This is a genomic window from Haloarcula sp. CBA1127, from assembly GCF_001485575.1.
GTDB lineage: Archaea > Halobacteriota > Halobacteria > Halobacteriales > Haloarculaceae > Haloarcula.
The window spans coordinates 2,346,513-2,362,821 of record NZ_BCNB01000006.1 but is presented as its reverse complement, the minus strand read 5'-3'; the positions used below and the strand labels follow the sequence as shown (position 1 = coordinate 2,362,821).

The 16,309-nt window shown below is 64.5% G+C and carries 18 protein-coding genes; 8 read left to right on the top strand and 10 right to left on the bottom strand.

Annotated features, from left to right (window positions below; all coding sequences use genetic code 11):
- Positions 1-14: 14 nt before the first annotated feature.
- From AV059_RS16460 to mct, 5 genes are all read right to left on the bottom strand, one after another.
- Complete coding sequence (locus AV059_RS16460; protein WP_058996163.1) at positions 15-1,103, bottom strand: TRC40/GET3/ArsA family transport-energizing ATPase; 1,089 nt, start codon at positions 1,101-1,103, stop codon at positions 15-17.
- 288 nt (positions 1,104-1,391) lie between these two features.
- Positions 1,392-3,839 (bottom strand): ATP-dependent DNA helicase, encoded by a 2,448-nt coding sequence (locus tag AV059_RS16455; RefSeq protein WP_058996161.1) that lies wholly within the window; start codon positions 3,837-3,839, stop codon positions 1,392-1,394.
- A 140-nt stretch (positions 3,840-3,979) separates the two neighbouring features.
- Complete coding sequence (locus tag AV059_RS16450; RefSeq protein WP_004516850.1) at positions 3,980-4,540, bottom strand: TATA-box-binding protein; 561 nt, start codon at positions 4,538-4,540, stop codon at positions 3,980-3,982.
- Positions 4,541-4,743: 203 nt separating this feature from the next.
- Positions 4,744-5,184: a TRAM domain-containing protein gene (locus AV059_RS16445; RefSeq protein WP_058996160.1), complete on the bottom strand. Its 441-nt coding sequence runs from the start codon at positions 5,182-5,184 to the stop codon at positions 4,744-4,746.
- A gap of 70 nt (positions 5,185-5,254) precedes the next feature.
- Positions 5,255-6,445 (bottom strand): succinyl-CoA:mesaconate CoA-transferase, encoded by a 1,191-nt coding sequence (gene mct / locus AV059_RS16440; protein ID WP_058996157.1) that lies wholly within the window; start codon positions 6,443-6,445, stop codon positions 5,255-5,257.
- A 121-nt stretch (positions 6,446-6,566) separates the two neighbouring features.
- On the opposite strand from mct, the gene glmS reads away from it, so the two are divergent.
- Genes glmS through citE form a run of 5 tightly spaced genes read left to right on the top strand, consistent with a single transcriptional unit; the run spans position 6,567 to position 11,837 of the window.
- Positions 6,567-7,007 (top strand): methylaspartate mutase subunit S, encoded by a 441-nt coding sequence (gene glmS / locus AV059_RS16435; protein WP_004516847.1) that lies wholly within the window; start codon positions 6,567-6,569, stop codon positions 7,005-7,007.
- Between the two features lie 2 nt (positions 7,008-7,009).
- Complete coding sequence (locus AV059_RS16430; RefSeq protein ID WP_058996155.1) at positions 7,010-8,473, top strand: methylaspartate mutase subunit E; 1,464 nt, start codon at positions 7,010-7,012, stop codon at positions 8,471-8,473.
- Positions 8,463-9,731 carry a methylaspartate ammonia-lyase gene (locus tag AV059_RS16425; protein ID WP_058996153.1) on the top strand — a complete coding sequence of 423 codons (1,269 nt, stop codon included), beginning with the start codon at positions 8,463-8,465 and terminating at the stop codon, positions 9,729-9,731. The genes AV059_RS16430 and AV059_RS16425 overlap by 11 nt, the downstream gene beginning before the upstream one ends.
- A complete protein-coding gene (gene mch / locus AV059_RS16420) occupies positions 9,724-10,800 on the top strand; it encodes a 2-methylfumaryl-CoA hydratase (protein ID WP_058996151.1) in 1,077 nt (358 codons plus the stop codon). The genes AV059_RS16425 and mch overlap by 8 nt, the downstream gene beginning before the upstream one ends.
- A complete protein-coding gene (gene citE, locus AV059_RS16415) occupies positions 10,797-11,837 on the top strand; it encodes an L-malyl-CoA/beta-methylmalyl-CoA lyase (RefSeq protein ID WP_058996149.1) in 1,041 nt (346 codons plus the stop codon). Before mch ends, citE begins: the two co-directional genes overlap by 4 nt.
- A 15-nt stretch (positions 11,838-11,852) precedes the next feature.
- Here the strand turns inward: citE and AV059_RS16410 are convergent, their stop codons facing one another.
- Positions 11,853-12,971, bottom strand: a complete 1,119-nt coding sequence (locus AV059_RS16410; RefSeq protein WP_058996147.1) for a pyridoxal phosphate-dependent aminotransferase — start codon at positions 12,969-12,971, stop codon at positions 11,853-11,855.
- Between the two features lie 38 nt (positions 12,972-13,009).
- The gene (locus tag AV059_RS22490; protein WP_004961837.1) at positions 13,010-13,153 is read right to left on the bottom strand and encodes a hypothetical protein; all 144 of its coding nucleotides are present in this window, start codon (positions 13,151-13,153) and stop codon (positions 13,010-13,012) included.
- Between the two features lie 74 nt (positions 13,154-13,227).
- On the opposite strand from AV059_RS22490, the gene AV059_RS16405 reads away from it, so the two are divergent.
- Both AV059_RS16405 and AV059_RS16400 read left to right on the top strand, forming a co-directional pair.
- On the top strand, positions 13,228-13,737 hold the full coding sequence (locus AV059_RS16405; protein ID WP_058996145.1) for a CinA family protein: 510 nt from the start codon (positions 13,228-13,230) through the stop codon (positions 13,735-13,737).
- A gap of 36 nt (positions 13,738-13,773) precedes the next feature.
- A complete protein-coding gene (locus tag AV059_RS16400; RefSeq protein WP_058996143.1) occupies positions 13,774-14,280 on the top strand; it encodes a metal-dependent hydrolase in 507 nt (168 codons plus the stop codon).
- Here the strand turns inward: AV059_RS16400 and AV059_RS16395 are convergent.
- Positions 14,277-15,038 carry a PHP-associated domain-containing protein gene (locus tag AV059_RS16395; RefSeq protein WP_058996141.1) on the bottom strand — a complete coding sequence of 254 codons (762 nt, stop codon included), beginning with the start codon at positions 15,036-15,038 and terminating at the stop codon, positions 14,277-14,279. The genes AV059_RS16400 and AV059_RS16395 overlap by 4 nt on opposite strands.
- A 115-nt stretch (positions 15,039-15,153) precedes the next feature.
- Between AV059_RS16395 and AV059_RS16390 the strand changes: the two genes are divergently transcribed.
- Positions 15,154-15,453 carry a hypothetical protein gene (locus tag AV059_RS16390; protein WP_058996139.1) on the top strand — a complete coding sequence of 100 codons (300 nt, stop codon included), beginning with the start codon at positions 15,154-15,156 and terminating at the stop codon, positions 15,451-15,453.
- A gap of 120 nt (positions 15,454-15,573) precedes the next feature.
- Here AV059_RS16390 and AV059_RS16385 read toward each other — a convergent pair whose 3' ends face one another.
- Positions 15,574-16,011 carry a transcription elongation factor Spt5 gene (locus AV059_RS16385; RefSeq protein WP_004516836.1) on the bottom strand — a complete coding sequence of 146 codons (438 nt, stop codon included), beginning with the start codon at positions 16,009-16,011 and terminating at the stop codon, positions 15,574-15,576.
- A gap of 4 nt (positions 16,012-16,015) precedes the next feature.
- The gene (locus tag AV059_RS16380; RefSeq protein WP_004592944.1) at positions 16,016-16,195 is read right to left on the bottom strand and encodes a protein translocase SEC61 complex subunit gamma; all 180 of its coding nucleotides are present in this window, start codon (positions 16,193-16,195) and stop codon (positions 16,016-16,018) included.
- Between the last annotated feature and the right edge of the window lie 114 nt (positions 16,196-16,309).

The window sequence follows — 16,309 nt, the reverse complement described above, 5'->3', positions numbered from 1 at the left end:
CGCCCTCGCCCAGTTCAGTCCAGACAGGCCGCGACAACCGACAGCAGTCGCTCGCCGCGCACTTCTTCGGCGAACAGCGGCACACGGCGTACGTCGTGGCCGCGGAACATATCCTGTGACCGGGCCAGCGCGTCTTGCTGGACCTGCCAGCGCCGTGCGCAGAATTCACAGTCGGCGTGGTTCGGGCCGGCGATGTCCACGTCCTCGCCGAGCACCTCGCTCGGGTCCTGCATCACCCGGTTGACGACGACGGTGCTGACAGGGATGTTGAACTCGCCGAGTTGTGCGAGTAAGCGTTCAGACTCGACGACAGAGAGTTCCTCAGGCACCATCACGATGCGGAAGTCCGTCTTCCGTGGGTCCTGCAGAATCGACCGCAGATGCTCGATCCGGTCTGATAGCTCCTGTAGGTCCTCGATGCCGGCCTCGGCGTCGACATCCTGATCATCGCCGAACATTCCCGTGAGGTTGTCCATCATCCCGGAGAAGCGCTCGCGAAGCTGGAGAATCTTCCCGACCATCGAATCCATCGTCTCGGGGAGTTCCAGCAGACGGAGAGTGTGGCCGGTTGGCGCGGTGTCGATGACGACGCGGTCGAAGCGGTCGTCGTCGACGTAATCCAGCAGGAGCCGGAGCGCCGCAGCCTCATCGGCTCCGGGCATCGACCCGCCAAGGAGTCCATCTTCGCCACCAATGGGGTCCTCGGCCTGGCCTGCGCCCGCTGCACCGCCTGCACCCCCGCCAAACATCCCGTCACCGCCGAGCAGTTCACCCATGCCGCCCAGTGCGTCCTCCTCAACACCGAGCGGTCCCTCGCCGACGGCGGCCTCCGGGTCGATCTCCGCGGCGTACAGCGGGATGTCTTCGCGGATGCGCGTCGGCGTTGCCGGAATATCCGCATCCAGCGTGTCTGACAGGGAGTGGGCAGGGTCCGTGGAGACGACGAGCGTCGCCGTGTCGTCGCGCGCGGAGGCCAGCGCAGTGGCCGCAGCACACGTCGTCTTACCGACGCCGCCTTTCCCGCCGTAGAGGACGTACTCCGCCGCGTCGATTCCTGCGGGCGCGTCGATGTCATCGACTGCTTCGACGTCGAGTTCGCTCATGCCAGAAGCTACGCTTGTCTGGCCTTGAGTACTTCCCGAAAAGGAGTTGTCCTACTGTCTCGAGGACCGCGCTTCACGGACGTCCGCGCCGTCCCGGAGTTTGTCCTCACAGTTTGGACAGACCCGGGGGCCATGGCCTTCGACGGCTTCTGGTGTAAAAACCCGTACGTACTGCTCGGTTACGAATTCACCGCAGTTCTGACACTCGGGCATCTATAGGTACACTCGTTCCACGATGTATATGCCTTCCGCTGCCAACGAAACCTTCCGGTTAATCAACAGGCGGCACTACTGGTGGTCGGCCCAGAACGAATCCAGCTGGCTCGCGAGGAAATCCGGCGTCATGCGGGTGAACTCCTTGCGTTCTCCGGCGGGCAGGTACGGAGACACCGAATGTCGTGCGTTCGGCGTGTACCGGCGGCCCACTAGCGCCCGCACGCCGACCTCGTCAACGCCGCGGATGACGCGGCCGATGGCCTGGCGCGCGCGCCGCACAGCCGGAACTGTCAGGGCGTACTCGAAGGCATTGTCCTCGCCGAAGGCGTCACCGTAGGCGCGCTGGACGCCCCGAACGCGGGGCGACCCGATGTTCACCAGCGGAATGCCCACGACGGCACAGGTCGAGAGCTTCTCGCCGTCGTAGTCGACGCCCTCGGTCAGCGTCCCGCGCGTCGACGTGACCATGACTTTCCCGTCGCCGCTGAAGAACTCCCGTTTCAGCCGTTCGGTCTCCTCGTTGCTCGATGACTCGTCCACGAGGACCGGCTTCTCGACGGCGTCTTGCAGGTATGCGCCGGCCCAGCGTGCCTCCCGGTAGTTCGGCATCGCCACCATGACGTTGCCCGGCGATCGGGCCAGCGCGCGCAGTGCCTGTGCGTACTCGTCGCGGGTGGGGTTCCAGTTGTCGCCGAGCGGGCGCATCATTTCGGGGTCGCCCCGGTTGCGTGCGGTAAACGGTGTCGCGTCGACGAGGTACGACGCCCGGTTCTCGGGCGGGAACGGCAGGTCGTAGGTCGTCGACCGGACCGGTCGTCCGTCGCCAGATTGCTCGTCGGGGGCCGTCGAGCCTGTCTCGGCCATCGAGTCCAGCCCCGACACGCGGGTGAACACGTCCAGCGGCTCCAGTGTCGCGCTCATCAGGATACCGCCCCCGAGGTCGTCGAAGACGTTCCGCAGGGCCGTCGCGGGCATACAGTTGTAACACAGCAGTCCGGGCGTGTAGACAGCCTGGTAGTCGGAATCGAGGTTCTGTCCGTGGTTCGGCGAGTGCTCCAGTTCGATCTCCCGGAGGAACGTCGCATGGTCGCGCTCCCACCACTGCCCGGCCAGCACGCCGACAGCGGCACACACCGGCTGGCGGGTCAGCCCAAGCTGGTCGATTGCGTCCTCGACGGCGGCCCCGACCTTCGACAGCGAGCGCCAGAGCGACCCCTCATAGCCCTTGCGCTCGGCCCATTCGGTTAGCTCGTCCTGCTCGACCGTGTCGGGGTCCCGCAGCGGGATTTCGCGGTCGTGCTCGGGGAGGCTTGACGGGTCCGCGCGCCAACCCTCGTGTTCGGCGTCAAGGAAGGACTCGACGCGGTTGTCGAGCCACCGGACGAGGTCGTCGTAGAACTTCCGGGCCTGATCGACCGCGTCCAGCGGGACTTCACGAGCCGACAGCACCTCGCGGACCTGCGCCTTGTGGTCGGCGCTCTGCTGGGCGCGCTGGATGAGTGTCGTGCAGTCGTTGCGCGCCTGCACGAGGCTCTGGCGGCCCAGGCGGTCCGACAGGAGGTCCCGTACGCGCTCTTCGAGTCGGTGGGCCTCGTCCACGATGACGAGTGTCTGGCTGTCGAGCACGTCCGACAGCAGCGGGCGAGAGCCCGGGTCGAACAGGTGGTTGTAGTTCCCGACGATAACATCAGCCTCGTCCAGCATCACGCTCATGACCCGGTGGGGGCAGGTCCCGCGTTCCGTTGCCGCCGGGAGGTAGTCGTCCATCGTCACCACGTGCTCATCCCCGGCCGAGAAGTCGACGGGCGAGCCCTTGTTGCGGGCGTACCAATCCGCCTCGAACGGACAGTACAGCGGCGGGTCTGACCCCTCTGCCATCGACTCCGGAGCCGTTGGCTGGGCCTGCCGGTACGGCGAGGCCGCGCCGGCCGTCTGAAGTGTGTCGTCGCCAAGGGTCGACTGCTCGGCTGCGTCGGGGCGTGCGGCCGCGGCGAGGTCTTGCCCTTTCCGCGGGTCCCACCACTGGTCGTCGTCGGCCTCACCGGCTATTGCGGCGTCCGCGACGGCCGCCCCGTCCGAGTGTCCGTCGTCCTCGACTAACCGCGCTGTCGCCTCCCTGAGGTCCTCACAGCGGTCGTGTGTCCCTACGTCGTCCGGGAACTGTCCCTCGCGCCCGTACGGACAGAGGTCGCGCTTGCCGACCAGCGAGATACCGGCGAACGGCTCCTCGATACCGGCGTTGAGCGCTCGCAGGTCGTCGACGAACTGCTGGAGTTGCTGTTTGACCGGCGTGACGACGACCATTCGCTCGTACAGGTCCGTATCGCGGACCAAGGTCGCGCCGGCGGTGAGCGCGGCCATCGTCTTGCCCGTCCCGCATGGCCCTTCCATCGCGAGAAAGCCGCGTGCTTTGCCCGCCTCGATGGCTCGTTCGACGGCGTCGGCCTGATTCTCGTAGGGCTCGTCGAAGCCGAAATACGTGCGCCAGGACTCCGTGCCCGTCGAGGCGGGGTCTCCCATCGGAACGGGGTTAGTCGTCCCGGTATTTGAACCGCGGGGTTCCCGTCCGTCGCAGTCGCTCTGTGCGCGTCGCGTCGGGACCGCAGTGAACCGAAAAACGGGCTGTGACTGGCCGCCGCCCAGTCACTGGCACCGAGTCGTTAGTCCAGCAGGCCGAGGTCGCTCAGCCGCTCAACGATGGTGTCGACGGCTTCCTCCGCGTCCTCCTTTCGCTTCCCGCCGGTGACAACGAGCTTCCCCGAACCGAACAGTAGCGCGACCACGTCGGGTTCGTCGAGTCGGTAGACGAGGCCCGGGAACTGCTCCGGCTCGTACTCGATGTTCTCAAGCCCGAGGCCGATGGCGATGGCGTTGAGGTTGAGCGAACTCCCGAGGTCGGCGGAGCTGACGATGTTCTGGACGACGATTTCGGGGTCGTCGTCGACTTGGATGTTCAGGTCACGGAGCTTGTCGAAGACGATGCGCAGACTCTGGTGGACATCGTCTGTCGATTTCGCACCCGTGCAGACGATCTTGCCCGACCGGAAGATGAGCGCGGCGGATTTGGGGTCCTGTGTCCGATAGACGAGGCCCGGGAATTGCTCGGGGTCGTAGTCGGCTCCCTCGAGGTCCATCGCGACGCTCTCAAGGTCGAGTTCTTGTCCGATACCGGTCGAAGCAACGACATTTTCGATGTCAATGCTCTCTTTTGGGTCGACCATATAGTGTTTTAAATACCGGATTTAAATCATATAAACGTTTGTGATGCTGTGATTACTAGTCGTTCTTCGACCTCTACCACGTCCGACAGATTCCATTCAAGTAGGGGTCTGTCGGTTGAACGACCCTGCTGTGACCGTTTGCTCCGGCATCGCAGTCTGGTCAGCCCGGCGGTCACTGGGCCGCTGAAGACGCGACGATACCGCTATACAGTGTGGCCGTCGTTGTCGACGACGCTCGCAAACGCGACGTTTTCCTGGACGGTCTCGATCTCGACGGTCGGCGAGTCGCCCGGTTCGCCGTCGGGGACGATGACAACGTATCCGCGTTCGACCTTGGCGATGCCGTCGCCCTGGTCGCCGAGCGATTCGATGGTCACGTTTCGGATTTCGCCCTCGTCGACCGGCGGTTGCGGGACGCCGGTGTCGACTCGTTCCGAGTCGGTATCCTGTGTAGGCGTCTGCGGCTGGGCTGTCGTCGACGCGCTGGCGTCGACCTGCGAGAGCAGGCCGACGCGGTAGGTCTCGCCCGGCGAGACTGCACCGTGGGATACTTCACTTTTCGGAATTTCAACAATATATCGGTCCCCGTCCGTCTCTATTTGGGCACTGAACAATGTACTGAGCGCATCTGGAACTTCGACCATAGCCTATTCTACGGCTCATGATAGATAATGGTCCTGCCCTGATGTGGTGAAAATTGCCGGCAGTTGCCGATTAGTCGTCGCTTTCCACTCGATTGGTTCCCGTATCGACCCCAGCCTCATCAAGCAGTTCCGTCCTGTGCTCGTCTAGCAGCGGCGCACGACCGCCGGGCGAGGGCATCGTCTCGGTCATCTTTATTGGACTGCCAGCGATGGTCATCCGGTCGTCCGCGCCCGGTTGGTCCACCTCGGCGAGCATCTCGCGGTCGTGGATATGCGGGTCGTCGAAGATGTCGGCGGTGTTCTGGACCGGCGCGGCCGGCACGCGCCCTTCGAGCAGGTCAAGGAGTGTTTCCGAGTCGATGGCGGCGGTCCACTCCGCAATTTCGGCCCGCAGGGACTCGCGGTTCGCGATCCGGCTGCCAGCGTCGGGGTAGTCCGCGGCGAGGTCCGGGCGCTCCATTGCCTCGCACAGCGCCTCCCAGTGGCCGTCGGCGAACGCCGCGATGACGACGTGGCCGTCGGCAGCCTCGAAGGAATCGTACGGGAACAGCGTCGGGTGAGAGTTCCCCTGTCGAGTCGGCGGTTCGCCGTCACAGGAGTACTGGTACACCGTCCGCTCGCACAGTGACACCATCGAGTCATACATCGCCGTATCGACGTACTGCCCCTCACCAGTCCGCTCGCGGTGATGCACGGCCGCGAGGATGCCGACGGCGTTCAGCACGGCGGTGAAGAGGTCGCCGACGCCGGGGCCGACCTTCGTCGGGGGACCATCCGACTGGCCGGTGATTTCCATGACTCCGCCCAGCGCCTGCGCAATGAGGTCGAACGACGGCTGGCCCTGTCGGTGGGTTTCACCCGTTCGCGGGTCGCCAAAGCCCCGGATGGACGAGTAGATGAGGTCCGGGTTGTGTTCTCGCAACGTTTCGTAGCCGCAGTCGAACTTCTCCATCGTGCCGGCCTTGAAGTTCTCGACCACCACGTCTGCGCGCTCAACGAGCGAAAGGAACGCCTCGCGGTCATCGTCGTCCCCCAGGTCGAGTTCGAGCGAGCGTTTCCCACGGTTGACGCTCTGGAAGTACCCGCCGTAGGCTTCTTCGTCGCCGTCGCTCACGAACGGCGGGTTCGACCTGATGAGGTCGCCGCCGGGGCGTTCGACCTTTACCACGTCCGCGCCCATGTCCGCGAGCAACATCGTACAGTACGGTCCGGCGAGGACCTGTGTCAGGTCAAGCACACGCAAGTCGTCAAGCGCACCCATGGGAAAACCACGACGGGGCGGCCGCATAAACCTTCTTGAATGTCCGTTATAAATTCCTTAAGGCCATATTATCATGAAAGACCATTAGGTTTATCACTACCCGCCGATGACGGGGAAGTACATGCCCCGGACCGTTATCCTCGGCGTGATTGGCTCCGACGCGCACGTCGTCGGCATCACGATTCTAGAGCAGGCGCTCTCGGCCGCTGGCTTCGAGGTCATCAACCTCGGCGTCCAGACGTCACAGGACGAGTTCGTCTCCGCTGCGAAATCTCATGACGCCGAGGCAGTACTGGTATCCTCGCTGTACGGGCACGCCCGCCAGGACTGCGAGGGGCTGCACGACGAGCTCGACGATGCTGGGCTCGACGTGCTCACGTACGTCGGTGGGAACCTCGCCGTCGGACAGTCCGACTTCGAGGAGACGCAGGCGACCTTCCGACAGATGGGTTTCGACCGCGTCTTCGACGCGGAGACGGACCCGGAGGAGGCAATCGAGATGCTCCGCGAAGACCTGCAACTGACGACAACAGAGGCGGAGCAGATCAGGGTTGACGGGTGACTATGCCAACTGACGAGCGACTCAGCGACGACCAGCTACAGCGCATCGCAAACGACCTCAGGGACAACTGGCACACAGGCCGCGAAGTCGACTTCGAGGAGGCCATCGCCTTCCATGAGTCACTGCCGGCCTCAAAACAGTTCGCCCAAGTGCTGGAGTCCGCCGACCAGCCGCTCCTCCAGCCGCGAGCGGGCGTCCCTTGCCTCGAAGAACAGATCGACCTGCTGCGGTATCTACAGGACGAGGGCGGTGCGGACCTCCTGCCAACGACCATCGACTCGTACACGCGCGACAACGAGTACGAGAAGGCTGAGGAGGGACTCGCCGCCTCCCGCGGCAGCGACGAAAACGAACTGAACGGCTTCCCCGCGGTGAACCACGGCGTCGAAGACTGCCGGCGGCTCATCCGGGCGCTCGACGCACCGGTCGAGGTCCGGCACGGCACGCCTGATGCCCGGCTACTGGCGATGGTCACGCTTGCCGGCGGCTTCCAGAGCTTCGAGGGCGGGCCGATTTCCTACAATATTCCGTACACGAAACGGCACGACCTCGCGACGACCATCGAACACTGGCAGTTCGTCGACCGGCTCTGCGGGGCCTACACCGAGCGCGGTGTGACGATCAACCGCGAGCCCTTCGGTCCGCTGACCGGCACGCTCGTCCCACCGAGCATCGCCATCGCGGTGATGCTCGTGGAGGGCGAGCTTGCTGCGACACAGGGCGTCCGGTCGCTGACGCTGGGGTACGGACAGGTCGGAAACCTCGTGCAGGACGTGGCGGCGCTGCGGGCGTTGCGGAAGCTCGGCAACGAGTATCTCCGCGATGAAGTGACCGTCACGACCGTCTTCCACGAGTGGATGGGCGGCTTCCCGCCCGACGAGGCGCGGGCAAACGGCGTCATCAGTCTCGGCGGCGCGACGGCAGCTGTCGCGCAGCCGGACAAGGTCATCACGAAGTCCGCCCAGGAGTTCCAGGGCGTGCCGACGAAGGAGGCCAACGCAGCCGGACTGCGAACGACGAGACAGCTTATCGATATGATGATCGAACAGGATATCGACCTCGGGGGTATCGACGAGGAACAGGCGCTCATCGAGCGGGAGACGCGAGCGCTGATGGACGCTGTATACGAGGCCGGCGACGGCGACGTTGCACAGGGAGTTATCAACGCCTTCGACAGCGGCGCACTGGACGTGCCCTTTGCCCCCAGCGACGCCGCCAAGGGCGCGGTGCTGCCGGCCAGAGACGACGATGGCCGGGTCCGCATCTTCGAGTTCGCGGACCTCGCGCTCCCGGACGACATCAAGGAGATTCACGCCGCGCGACTCGGCGAGCGAGCCGAGACCGAGGGCCGCGACCAGTCGTTCCGGATGGTCGCCGACGACGTGGACGCCATCAGCGATGGGAAGCTCATCGGGCGGCCGGGCGGCGACAACAGCCCCGCGGGGGGTGCAAGCGATGCGGATTGAGGACGTTCGAACAGTTCCCGGCCTCTCCGGGTTCTTTTTCGACGACCAGCAGGCCATCAAGGATGGGGCGACACAGAGCGGGTTCGCCTACGATGGCCAGCCGGTCACAGACGGATTCGACCGCATCCGAGAGGCCGGCGAGGCGCTCATCGTTGAAATCGAACTCGCCGACGGCTCCATCGCGACCGGCGACTGCGCCGCGGTCCAGTACTCGGGGGCCGGCGGCCGCGATCCGCTGTTCCGGGCTGAGAAGTACCGCCCCGTCGTCGAGGGGGCTGTCGCTGACGCACTCCGTGGGCAGGACGCAACCCAGTTCGGGGCTAACGCGACGATGCTGGAGGAGATGAACGCCCAGCGCTCGGGCGGCGACCAGCTCCACACCGCGGTCCGCTACGGCGTCTCGCAGGCGCTGCTGAACGCAGCCGCACAAGCACGCGGAGTGACGCCGACGGACGTGCTTGCAGACACCTACGACACCGACCCAGCGACGTCACCGGTTCCGGTGTTTGGGCAATCGGGCGACGAGCGCCGTATCAACGCCGAAAAGATGCTCATCAAGGGCGTGCCGGTCCTGCCCCACGGCCTGTTCAACAGCGTCGAGAAGGTCGGCGAGAACGGTGAGGGGCTGCGAGACTACCTCGCCTGGCTCTCGGACCGGGCGACGGCGCTCGGGCCGGAGCCGTACTCGCCGCGCTTCCACGTGGACGTGTACGGCATCCTCGGGAAGGTGTTCGGCCCGCCGTACGACCGGACCGAAGTGACCGACTACTTCGAGACGCTGCGGGAGGCCGCCGCGCCGTACCCCCTTCAGGTCGAGGGACCGATGGACGCTGGCGGGCGGCAGGCACAGATAACCGAGATGGCCGAACTCCGCGAGGGACTGGCCGATGCGGGCGTCGACGTGGACATCGTCGCCGACGAGTGGTGCAACACCTTCGAGGACGTCCAGGCGTTCGTCGACGCGGAAGCGGCCGACCTAGTTCAAATAAAGACGCCGGACCTCGGGGGCATCCAGCGCTCGGCCGAAGCGGTGCTGTACTGCGACGGCACGGACACCCGGGCCTACGTCGGCGGGACCTGCAACGAGACCGTGACCTCCGCGCGGGCCTGTGCCCACGTCGCGCTGGCGACCGACGCCGCGCAAGTGCTCGCAAAACCGGGGATGGGCTTCGACGAGGGGTTCATGGTCGTCACGAACGAGATGCGGCGGGCGCTTGCCAGACGAGACGCCACGCAGGAGGTGCCGGCTGATGACTGACTGGACCGACCCCGACGCGCTTGATCTCTCGGACAGCGAGACGTTCGACTCGCTGCTGGACCGGGCAGACACCAGAGAAAAGGGCCACTTCTTCGAGTTCTTCGCCGAGGGCGACGAACTCGTTCACGACCCCGGCCTCCGACTCACCCACCACGGCAGCGAGCAGTGGATGGGCCAGACGCTCAACCACGACCCGGCGTACTGGCGGGCCGACACGGCACGCGAGCGCGGTTTCGAGGAGCGCCCGGTCCACCCGGATTACCTGCTGGCGTGTGTGATGGGCATCACTGTCGAGGACCTCTCGGAGAAGGGCGGGTACTTCCTTGGACGCGACGACGTAACGTTCCATCAGCCGGTGACAGCCGGGACACCGCTGTCTGTCACGTCGACTGTCGTCGACACTAAGACATCGTCCTCCAGACCCCAATACGGCATCGTCACCTGGGAGACGGAGGGCCGGGACCGCGAGACAGGCGAGACGCTGGTATCCTACCAGCGGACGAACATGATACCGCGCCGCGAGCCGGCAGCCACTGACGGTGGCGCAGTCGGCGAACAGGACGAGGGCGGACCAGCGCTGCCCGATACCCTCGTCTCTCCAGATGGCGAGTACTTCGAGGACTTCCAGACGGCACTGGAACGGGCCGACGCGGAGAACGCAGCCGTCGCCTACCGCCACGAGCGCGGCCGGACGATGGACGACCAACTGGTCGCCGGTCTCCCACTGGCGACGCTCAATACCGCACGACAGCACCACAACCGCGACGAGATGGCCGACTCGCCGTCGGGCGACATCGTCGCGTACGGTGACGTAACACGATCGGTTGCGCTGGCACACGCCCGCTCCGACGAGGCGACCTACCGCGAGCGTCGCTTCGCTGACGAGCGGTTCCACGACTTCGTCACGCTCGGTGACACCATCTACGGCTTCACCCGCGTCCTCGACTGCGACCCCGACGCCGGGCCGGAGCAGGCCGGCGCGGTCACGTTCGAGCACGTCGCGTTCAATCAGGACCAGACCCCGGTCTACTCGGGCCGGCGAACCGCACTCATTCAGCGAGATACATGACACGACTCTGTCGCACATTCCAGACCGCACCAGCCGCGATACCGAACGACAACAGCGCGAAGTTCCTCGTCTCTGGGCTCACCAGCGAGGGGTTTCAGGCCCCCGATTGGCTCGTCCCTGACATCGAGGACGGCACCGCGCCGTCGATGAAAGACGAAGCTGTCGACAACATCGTCGAGCACATTCCGGACCATGCCGACGACTTCGCCGGAGACATCCTCCCCCGAGTCGAATGGGCCTACGACGACGCCGACGCCCGCGAGCGTGGCATCGAGCAAGTGACTCGCTTGGCCGAGGAAGTCGGCGAGGAACTCGACGGCTTCGTCTTCCCGAAGGTTGGTCGCCTCGACGACGTGCGCGACGCCGCGGGCGTCATCGCCGACGCGGAGCGCGACGCCGGACTGCCCGAGGGGACGCTGGAGATGGCGATCATTCTGGAGACGGCCCCCGGCCGCTCGGATCTGCGCGAAATCTGCCAGTACGCAACAGACTCCCGGCTCTCCGGCCTCGTGTTCGGGCCGGTGGACTACACGGCGGAACTCGGCGGTCGCACGCTCAACGGCGAGCGGCCCCGCTGGGACGGCCTGCTCGAAGCGCTGTCGAACGAGACGAGCGCGGCTGACATCGTCGCCATCGGCGGCCCCTTCGACCAGTTGTTCCACGAGCGCGCTGGCGTCACCTACTACAACGCCGAGGGGTACGCCGATCAGGTGGAGTACGAGGCGACGATCGGCATCAACGGCTCGTGGTCGCTGCACCCCAAGCAGACCGAACAGGCGAATCGAATCCATATGCCGACAGTGGAAGAAATGGAGCGGGACCTCCACAAAATCGAGTCGTTCAACGAGGCCAAACGCGAGGGCACTGGCGCGGTCGTCGTCGACGGCCAGATGGTCGACGAAGCGACCTACAAGAACTTCGCCAACACCGTCAAGACTGTCCGAGCCATCGACGAGACACATCCTGCCCAGACCGAGGCGTACTACGATGACGACTTGCTGGCGCGGGCGAGAGACGTCGAACTGATTTTCGGCTAAGCCGGCAGTCGTTTCTTATTCGAAGTAGTTCGCCAGCCGTTCGGCCGCTTCGTCGGCCCGGGAAGTCACGAGCGCGAACCGTATCCAGTCGCTACGGGACTCGCCGAAGGCCTCGCCAGGCATCCCGGCGACGCCGGCCTCGTCAATGAGTTCGTACACGTTCTCGAACGACCCGGGGAAGTCGGGGAACCGCGCCATCACGTAGAAGCCGCCGTCGGGGCGGTTGTACTCGGCGCCAGCCGCAGCCAGTGCGGCACAGAAGTCGTCGACGCGCCTTTCGAGTCGCCGTCGGCAGGCGGCGTAGTAGTCCGGATTCGTCGTCTTCAGCGCCCGCAGGACGGCGTACTGCGCTGGTCGGCTCCCGGTGACGTTCGTAAGCATATGCTGGGTGCGAGCGCGCTCCAGAAGTGTCCCAGTAGGCCGGTCTTCCGGCGGGAAAATCGCATAGCCAACCCTGAGCCCCGTTATCGCCATCGTCTTCGAGAAGGAGTTGGTGGCGACGACGTGGTCGGAGTCGGCGTGTAGGGCCGAACTGAACCGACCCGCGTAGTCGAAGTGGTCGTACACCTCATCGCTGAGCAACAGGGCGTCGTACTCCTCAGCGATGGCGACGAACTCAGCCATCGCTTCAGCGTCGTACACTGCGCCGGTGGGGTTGTTCGGCGAATTGACGACGATGACGGCCGTCTCCTCGCTTGCGGCCGCTCGAACGTCCGCGGGGGCCAGTCGGTTGTGCTCGTCGACCGGAACGAAGGAAATATCCGCGCCGATGAAGTTCGCCCGGCCGGCGTAGTACGGGTAGACCGGGTCAGTCAGGAGGATTTCGTTGCCGTCGAAATGATGGAGCCCGCCGGTCATCGCGAGGTGGTTCGCCTCGCCAGCGCCGTTCGTGACCAGCACGCGGTTCCGATCCACACCACGCCGAGCGGCGATTTCATCGCGGAGTGGCGTGAGGCCCACGCTTGGCGGATACTGGTAGTCGTCGGCCGGGGCTTCGGCGTAGTCTCTGAGCCCGTCCCGAAGCCCCTCGGGCGGGTCCCAGTCGGGATTACCCGACACCATGTCTACCACGTCCCGGTCGGCCCGAGCCGCATACTGCATGACCCGGAAGAACTGGGGTTCCGTGTAGTCCATATGTCCATTCTGACTGCCGGCCCCGTCTGCTTTTCTGTCTACTGGCGAATATACAACGTCAGTCCGCCGAGGACGAGCAACAGCATCCCCCACAGGAGGTCCGACCCCGGCAGGACCCAGAGGAATAGCGTCACGAGGCCCGACGTAACGAGTGACCAGCCAAGCGTCGTCTGATAGCTCATATACACAGTTGTGTCTCCTAACTGAAAGTATCCCGCCCTGAACGTTTATTCGCCTGTCACGACAACTACGGCCAATGGCAGACGACACTGCGGACCCAGTCGAGAAGCGCGTCGGCAAGCGTCTCCGAGAAGCTGCTGCCACGGTCGCTACCGCGGAGTCCTGTACCGGTGGCCTCGTGGGGTCGAAAATAACGGACATACCCGGGTCGAGCGACTACTTCGATCGCTCGCTGGTCACCTACTCCTACGAGGCCAAGCGAGAACTGCTGGCCGTTTCGCGGGAATCGCTGGACGACCACGGCGCGGTCTCCGAGCCAGTCGCTATCGAAATGGCAAGGGGCGTTCGCGATACCGCCCGGACCGACTGGGGCGTCGCCACGACCGGCGTCGCTGGGCCGAGCGGCGGCTCGCCGGAGACGCCCGTCGGGACGGTGTACATCGCTGTTGCCGAGGCCGCCCCGTGGGGAACCAACGAGTCTGGCGTGACAGTGTCCCGCTACGAGTTCGATGGCACCCGTCGCGAGGTCAAATCGGCCATCGCATCACAGGCGCTCCGAGACCTGGAAACCGCCTTACAGGAGTAGTAAGCTCTTTCAGTTGGGACACGGACGGTCCGGTAGATGAACAAACGTGGGCACGTCCTGAACGCGGTCCTCCTGAGTATCGGACTGGGGTACGTTCTCGACCCCTCGGGCGACGTGACGACCTTCGCGACAATCGCGGAGGTGTTCCTTCCCATCGTCCTGGGTGCGCTGTTCCCCGATGTCGACACCGCCTTCGGCAAGCACCGCAAGACGCTGCACAACATCCCCGTCCTCCTCATATTCTTGGCCCATCCGCTGTATCACGGCGGTAACCTCCAGTGGGTGTGGCTCGGCGTCCTCACGCACTACGTGCTTGACTACTTCGGCTCCCGACGGGGGATTGCCCTGTTCTACCCGTTCTCGGACACAGAGTATGGCTCACCGACGGGCGTGACAACCTCAAGCGACCGCGCTGAAGCCGTCACCGTCGTGATTACCGCCTTCGAACTGCTCGCGGTTGCCCTGCTTGTCCACGTACTCCCACAGTATCTGCCGCCAACGGTCAGAACCTTCGTCGTCGAGAACAGCGCGTTTCTGGTTTAGTACACTTTCACGTCGTTGAATCGACCGGCGTACGCGACGTGGTCAGGGTGTGTCGGCTCGGTCCCCTGTAACATCAGTCGGTCGAACTTACCCCACGTGTTTTCCAGCCCCAGATGCGCCCACTCGACCGCCCGGCGGAGGTCGTGTGAGAGACCATCGCGATGGAACAGCGACCGCTCCACATCGTTTTGCAGCGCCACACTGAGCCCCGCCACGCTCTCGAACGCCTCGGTGAACGTTACGTACGCCTCGCCGACGGTACCGCGGACGTGGGCATACGACGAAACGAACGGCTCGTGGCCGGTCTCCGACGTGAATGATTGCGCGCGGTCTCGGTGGTGGGACAACTGCTTGGGGTTGTACACTTCCAGCGCGTCGATGATGTCGTCGTACGCTTCGATGTCGTCCAGTCCGAGACTGACGTTGAGAAAACCGGGATGTGGAACCAGCACAGCCGCGTCTTGACGGTCCAGTTCCCGCATCGCGCCGTCGAAAGTAATGAAATCCGGAACCGGGTCTTCGAGTCCGATGCCTAGCACGTGCCGGCGCTGTTGCCAGGTGCCAGTAAATATCTCTCTGGCTGGAAACACAGTCAGCTCTTCGTCGGAAAACGCCGCTGCTTGCCGCCGTATCTCCGACAGCCGCGTGAAATGCGGCGCGTACACCAACGCGTCGAGGCCACGTGCCTTCGCGCGCTCGACGACCCCGTCATCGAGCACTTTCACGTGGAGATCAACGGCGTACCCCTCGGGTTGCACGGTGAACGCTAACTCCGTACTGCCATTAGGGGTTTCCGTTTCGGTAGCGCGCGGGACAGACCGCTGACAGGTAGCAGCCAACGTTTTTAACCCCGCGTCGCCTGCGACTGAGCAAATGCCACGCTGGGAGTGCGACATCAAAGGGGACGAGAGACAGTTCGACCGCGTTGAAGAGCTTATTATCCACCAGTCGGTCGAACACGACCGTATCGAGTGCAAGGTCTGTGGTGCCGTCGTCCCCGACGGCTACTTCGCTATCAAGCACGCGTTCGACGAACACTCCCGCGCGGAGTACGTTCGCGCCTACGACGCCTCCGCCGCCGAGGTCCGCCGCCGCGAACAGATCAAGGAGTCTGTCGAGGCCGCCGCGAACATGAGCGAGGTCATCGACCGACTGGAAGGCGGCGAAGCGTAGCGACTGCGCGTTTTTGAAAACGGAGACGGCGTATCAATTGGTACGTCGCCGAAGAAGGGTTATTCCGGTCTCTCACGGACAGCTACGCTCCTCGTTCGAATTAAACGATGACCGCCTCGCTCAGCGCTCTTCGGAGTCGAGAACGCGGATCTGGTCACCACGCACGGTAACCGGAATCGGGACTGTCGCCTCGTACAGTTCGACGGTGACCTGATCTTTGCCCTCGTCGATGCGCTGGACCTGCGCCTTCTCGCCCTTGAACGGGCCGGCGATGAGTTCGACGATGTCGCCCTCCGCGATGCCTTCCACGTCCGGTTTCGGCGAGAGGAAGTGCTCGACTTCCGCCATCGAGGACTCGCCCTGCACGACGCCGTTGGCGTGGGGAATCTCGTCGAGGATACGGTCGAAGACGTTGTGGTCGTCCGCTTCGACCATGACGTAGCTGGTGAGCGAGTCCGGCGCGAGCGCGGCGTGGATCTCGTCTTCTTCGCGGGAGATGATCATGTCCGCGACGGTGCGCTCCTGACTGGCCGTGGTTTTGACTGCGTAGATCCCCATCGGTTTACACCGGCTTGCTGCCAGGGATGAAGGTCATCACGGCGAAGATGATGAACCCGAGCAGTCCGACCAGCGCGATGCCCGCGCCGGCGATTTTCGCGATCTGGGAGAACTCCTCCCACGACGGCGTACTCGCCAGTTTGAGTACGCGGATGTAGGAGGTGAGATCGTATGGAACGTCCATAGCGGGTCGTACCCACTGGTGGCTTTTCTATATTGTGGTGCGCGGCGACGAGTCCGCACCTCTCACAGAGTGCGCTGGGTATAACCGCAGATTAAAAGAGTAGCCGACAGAACG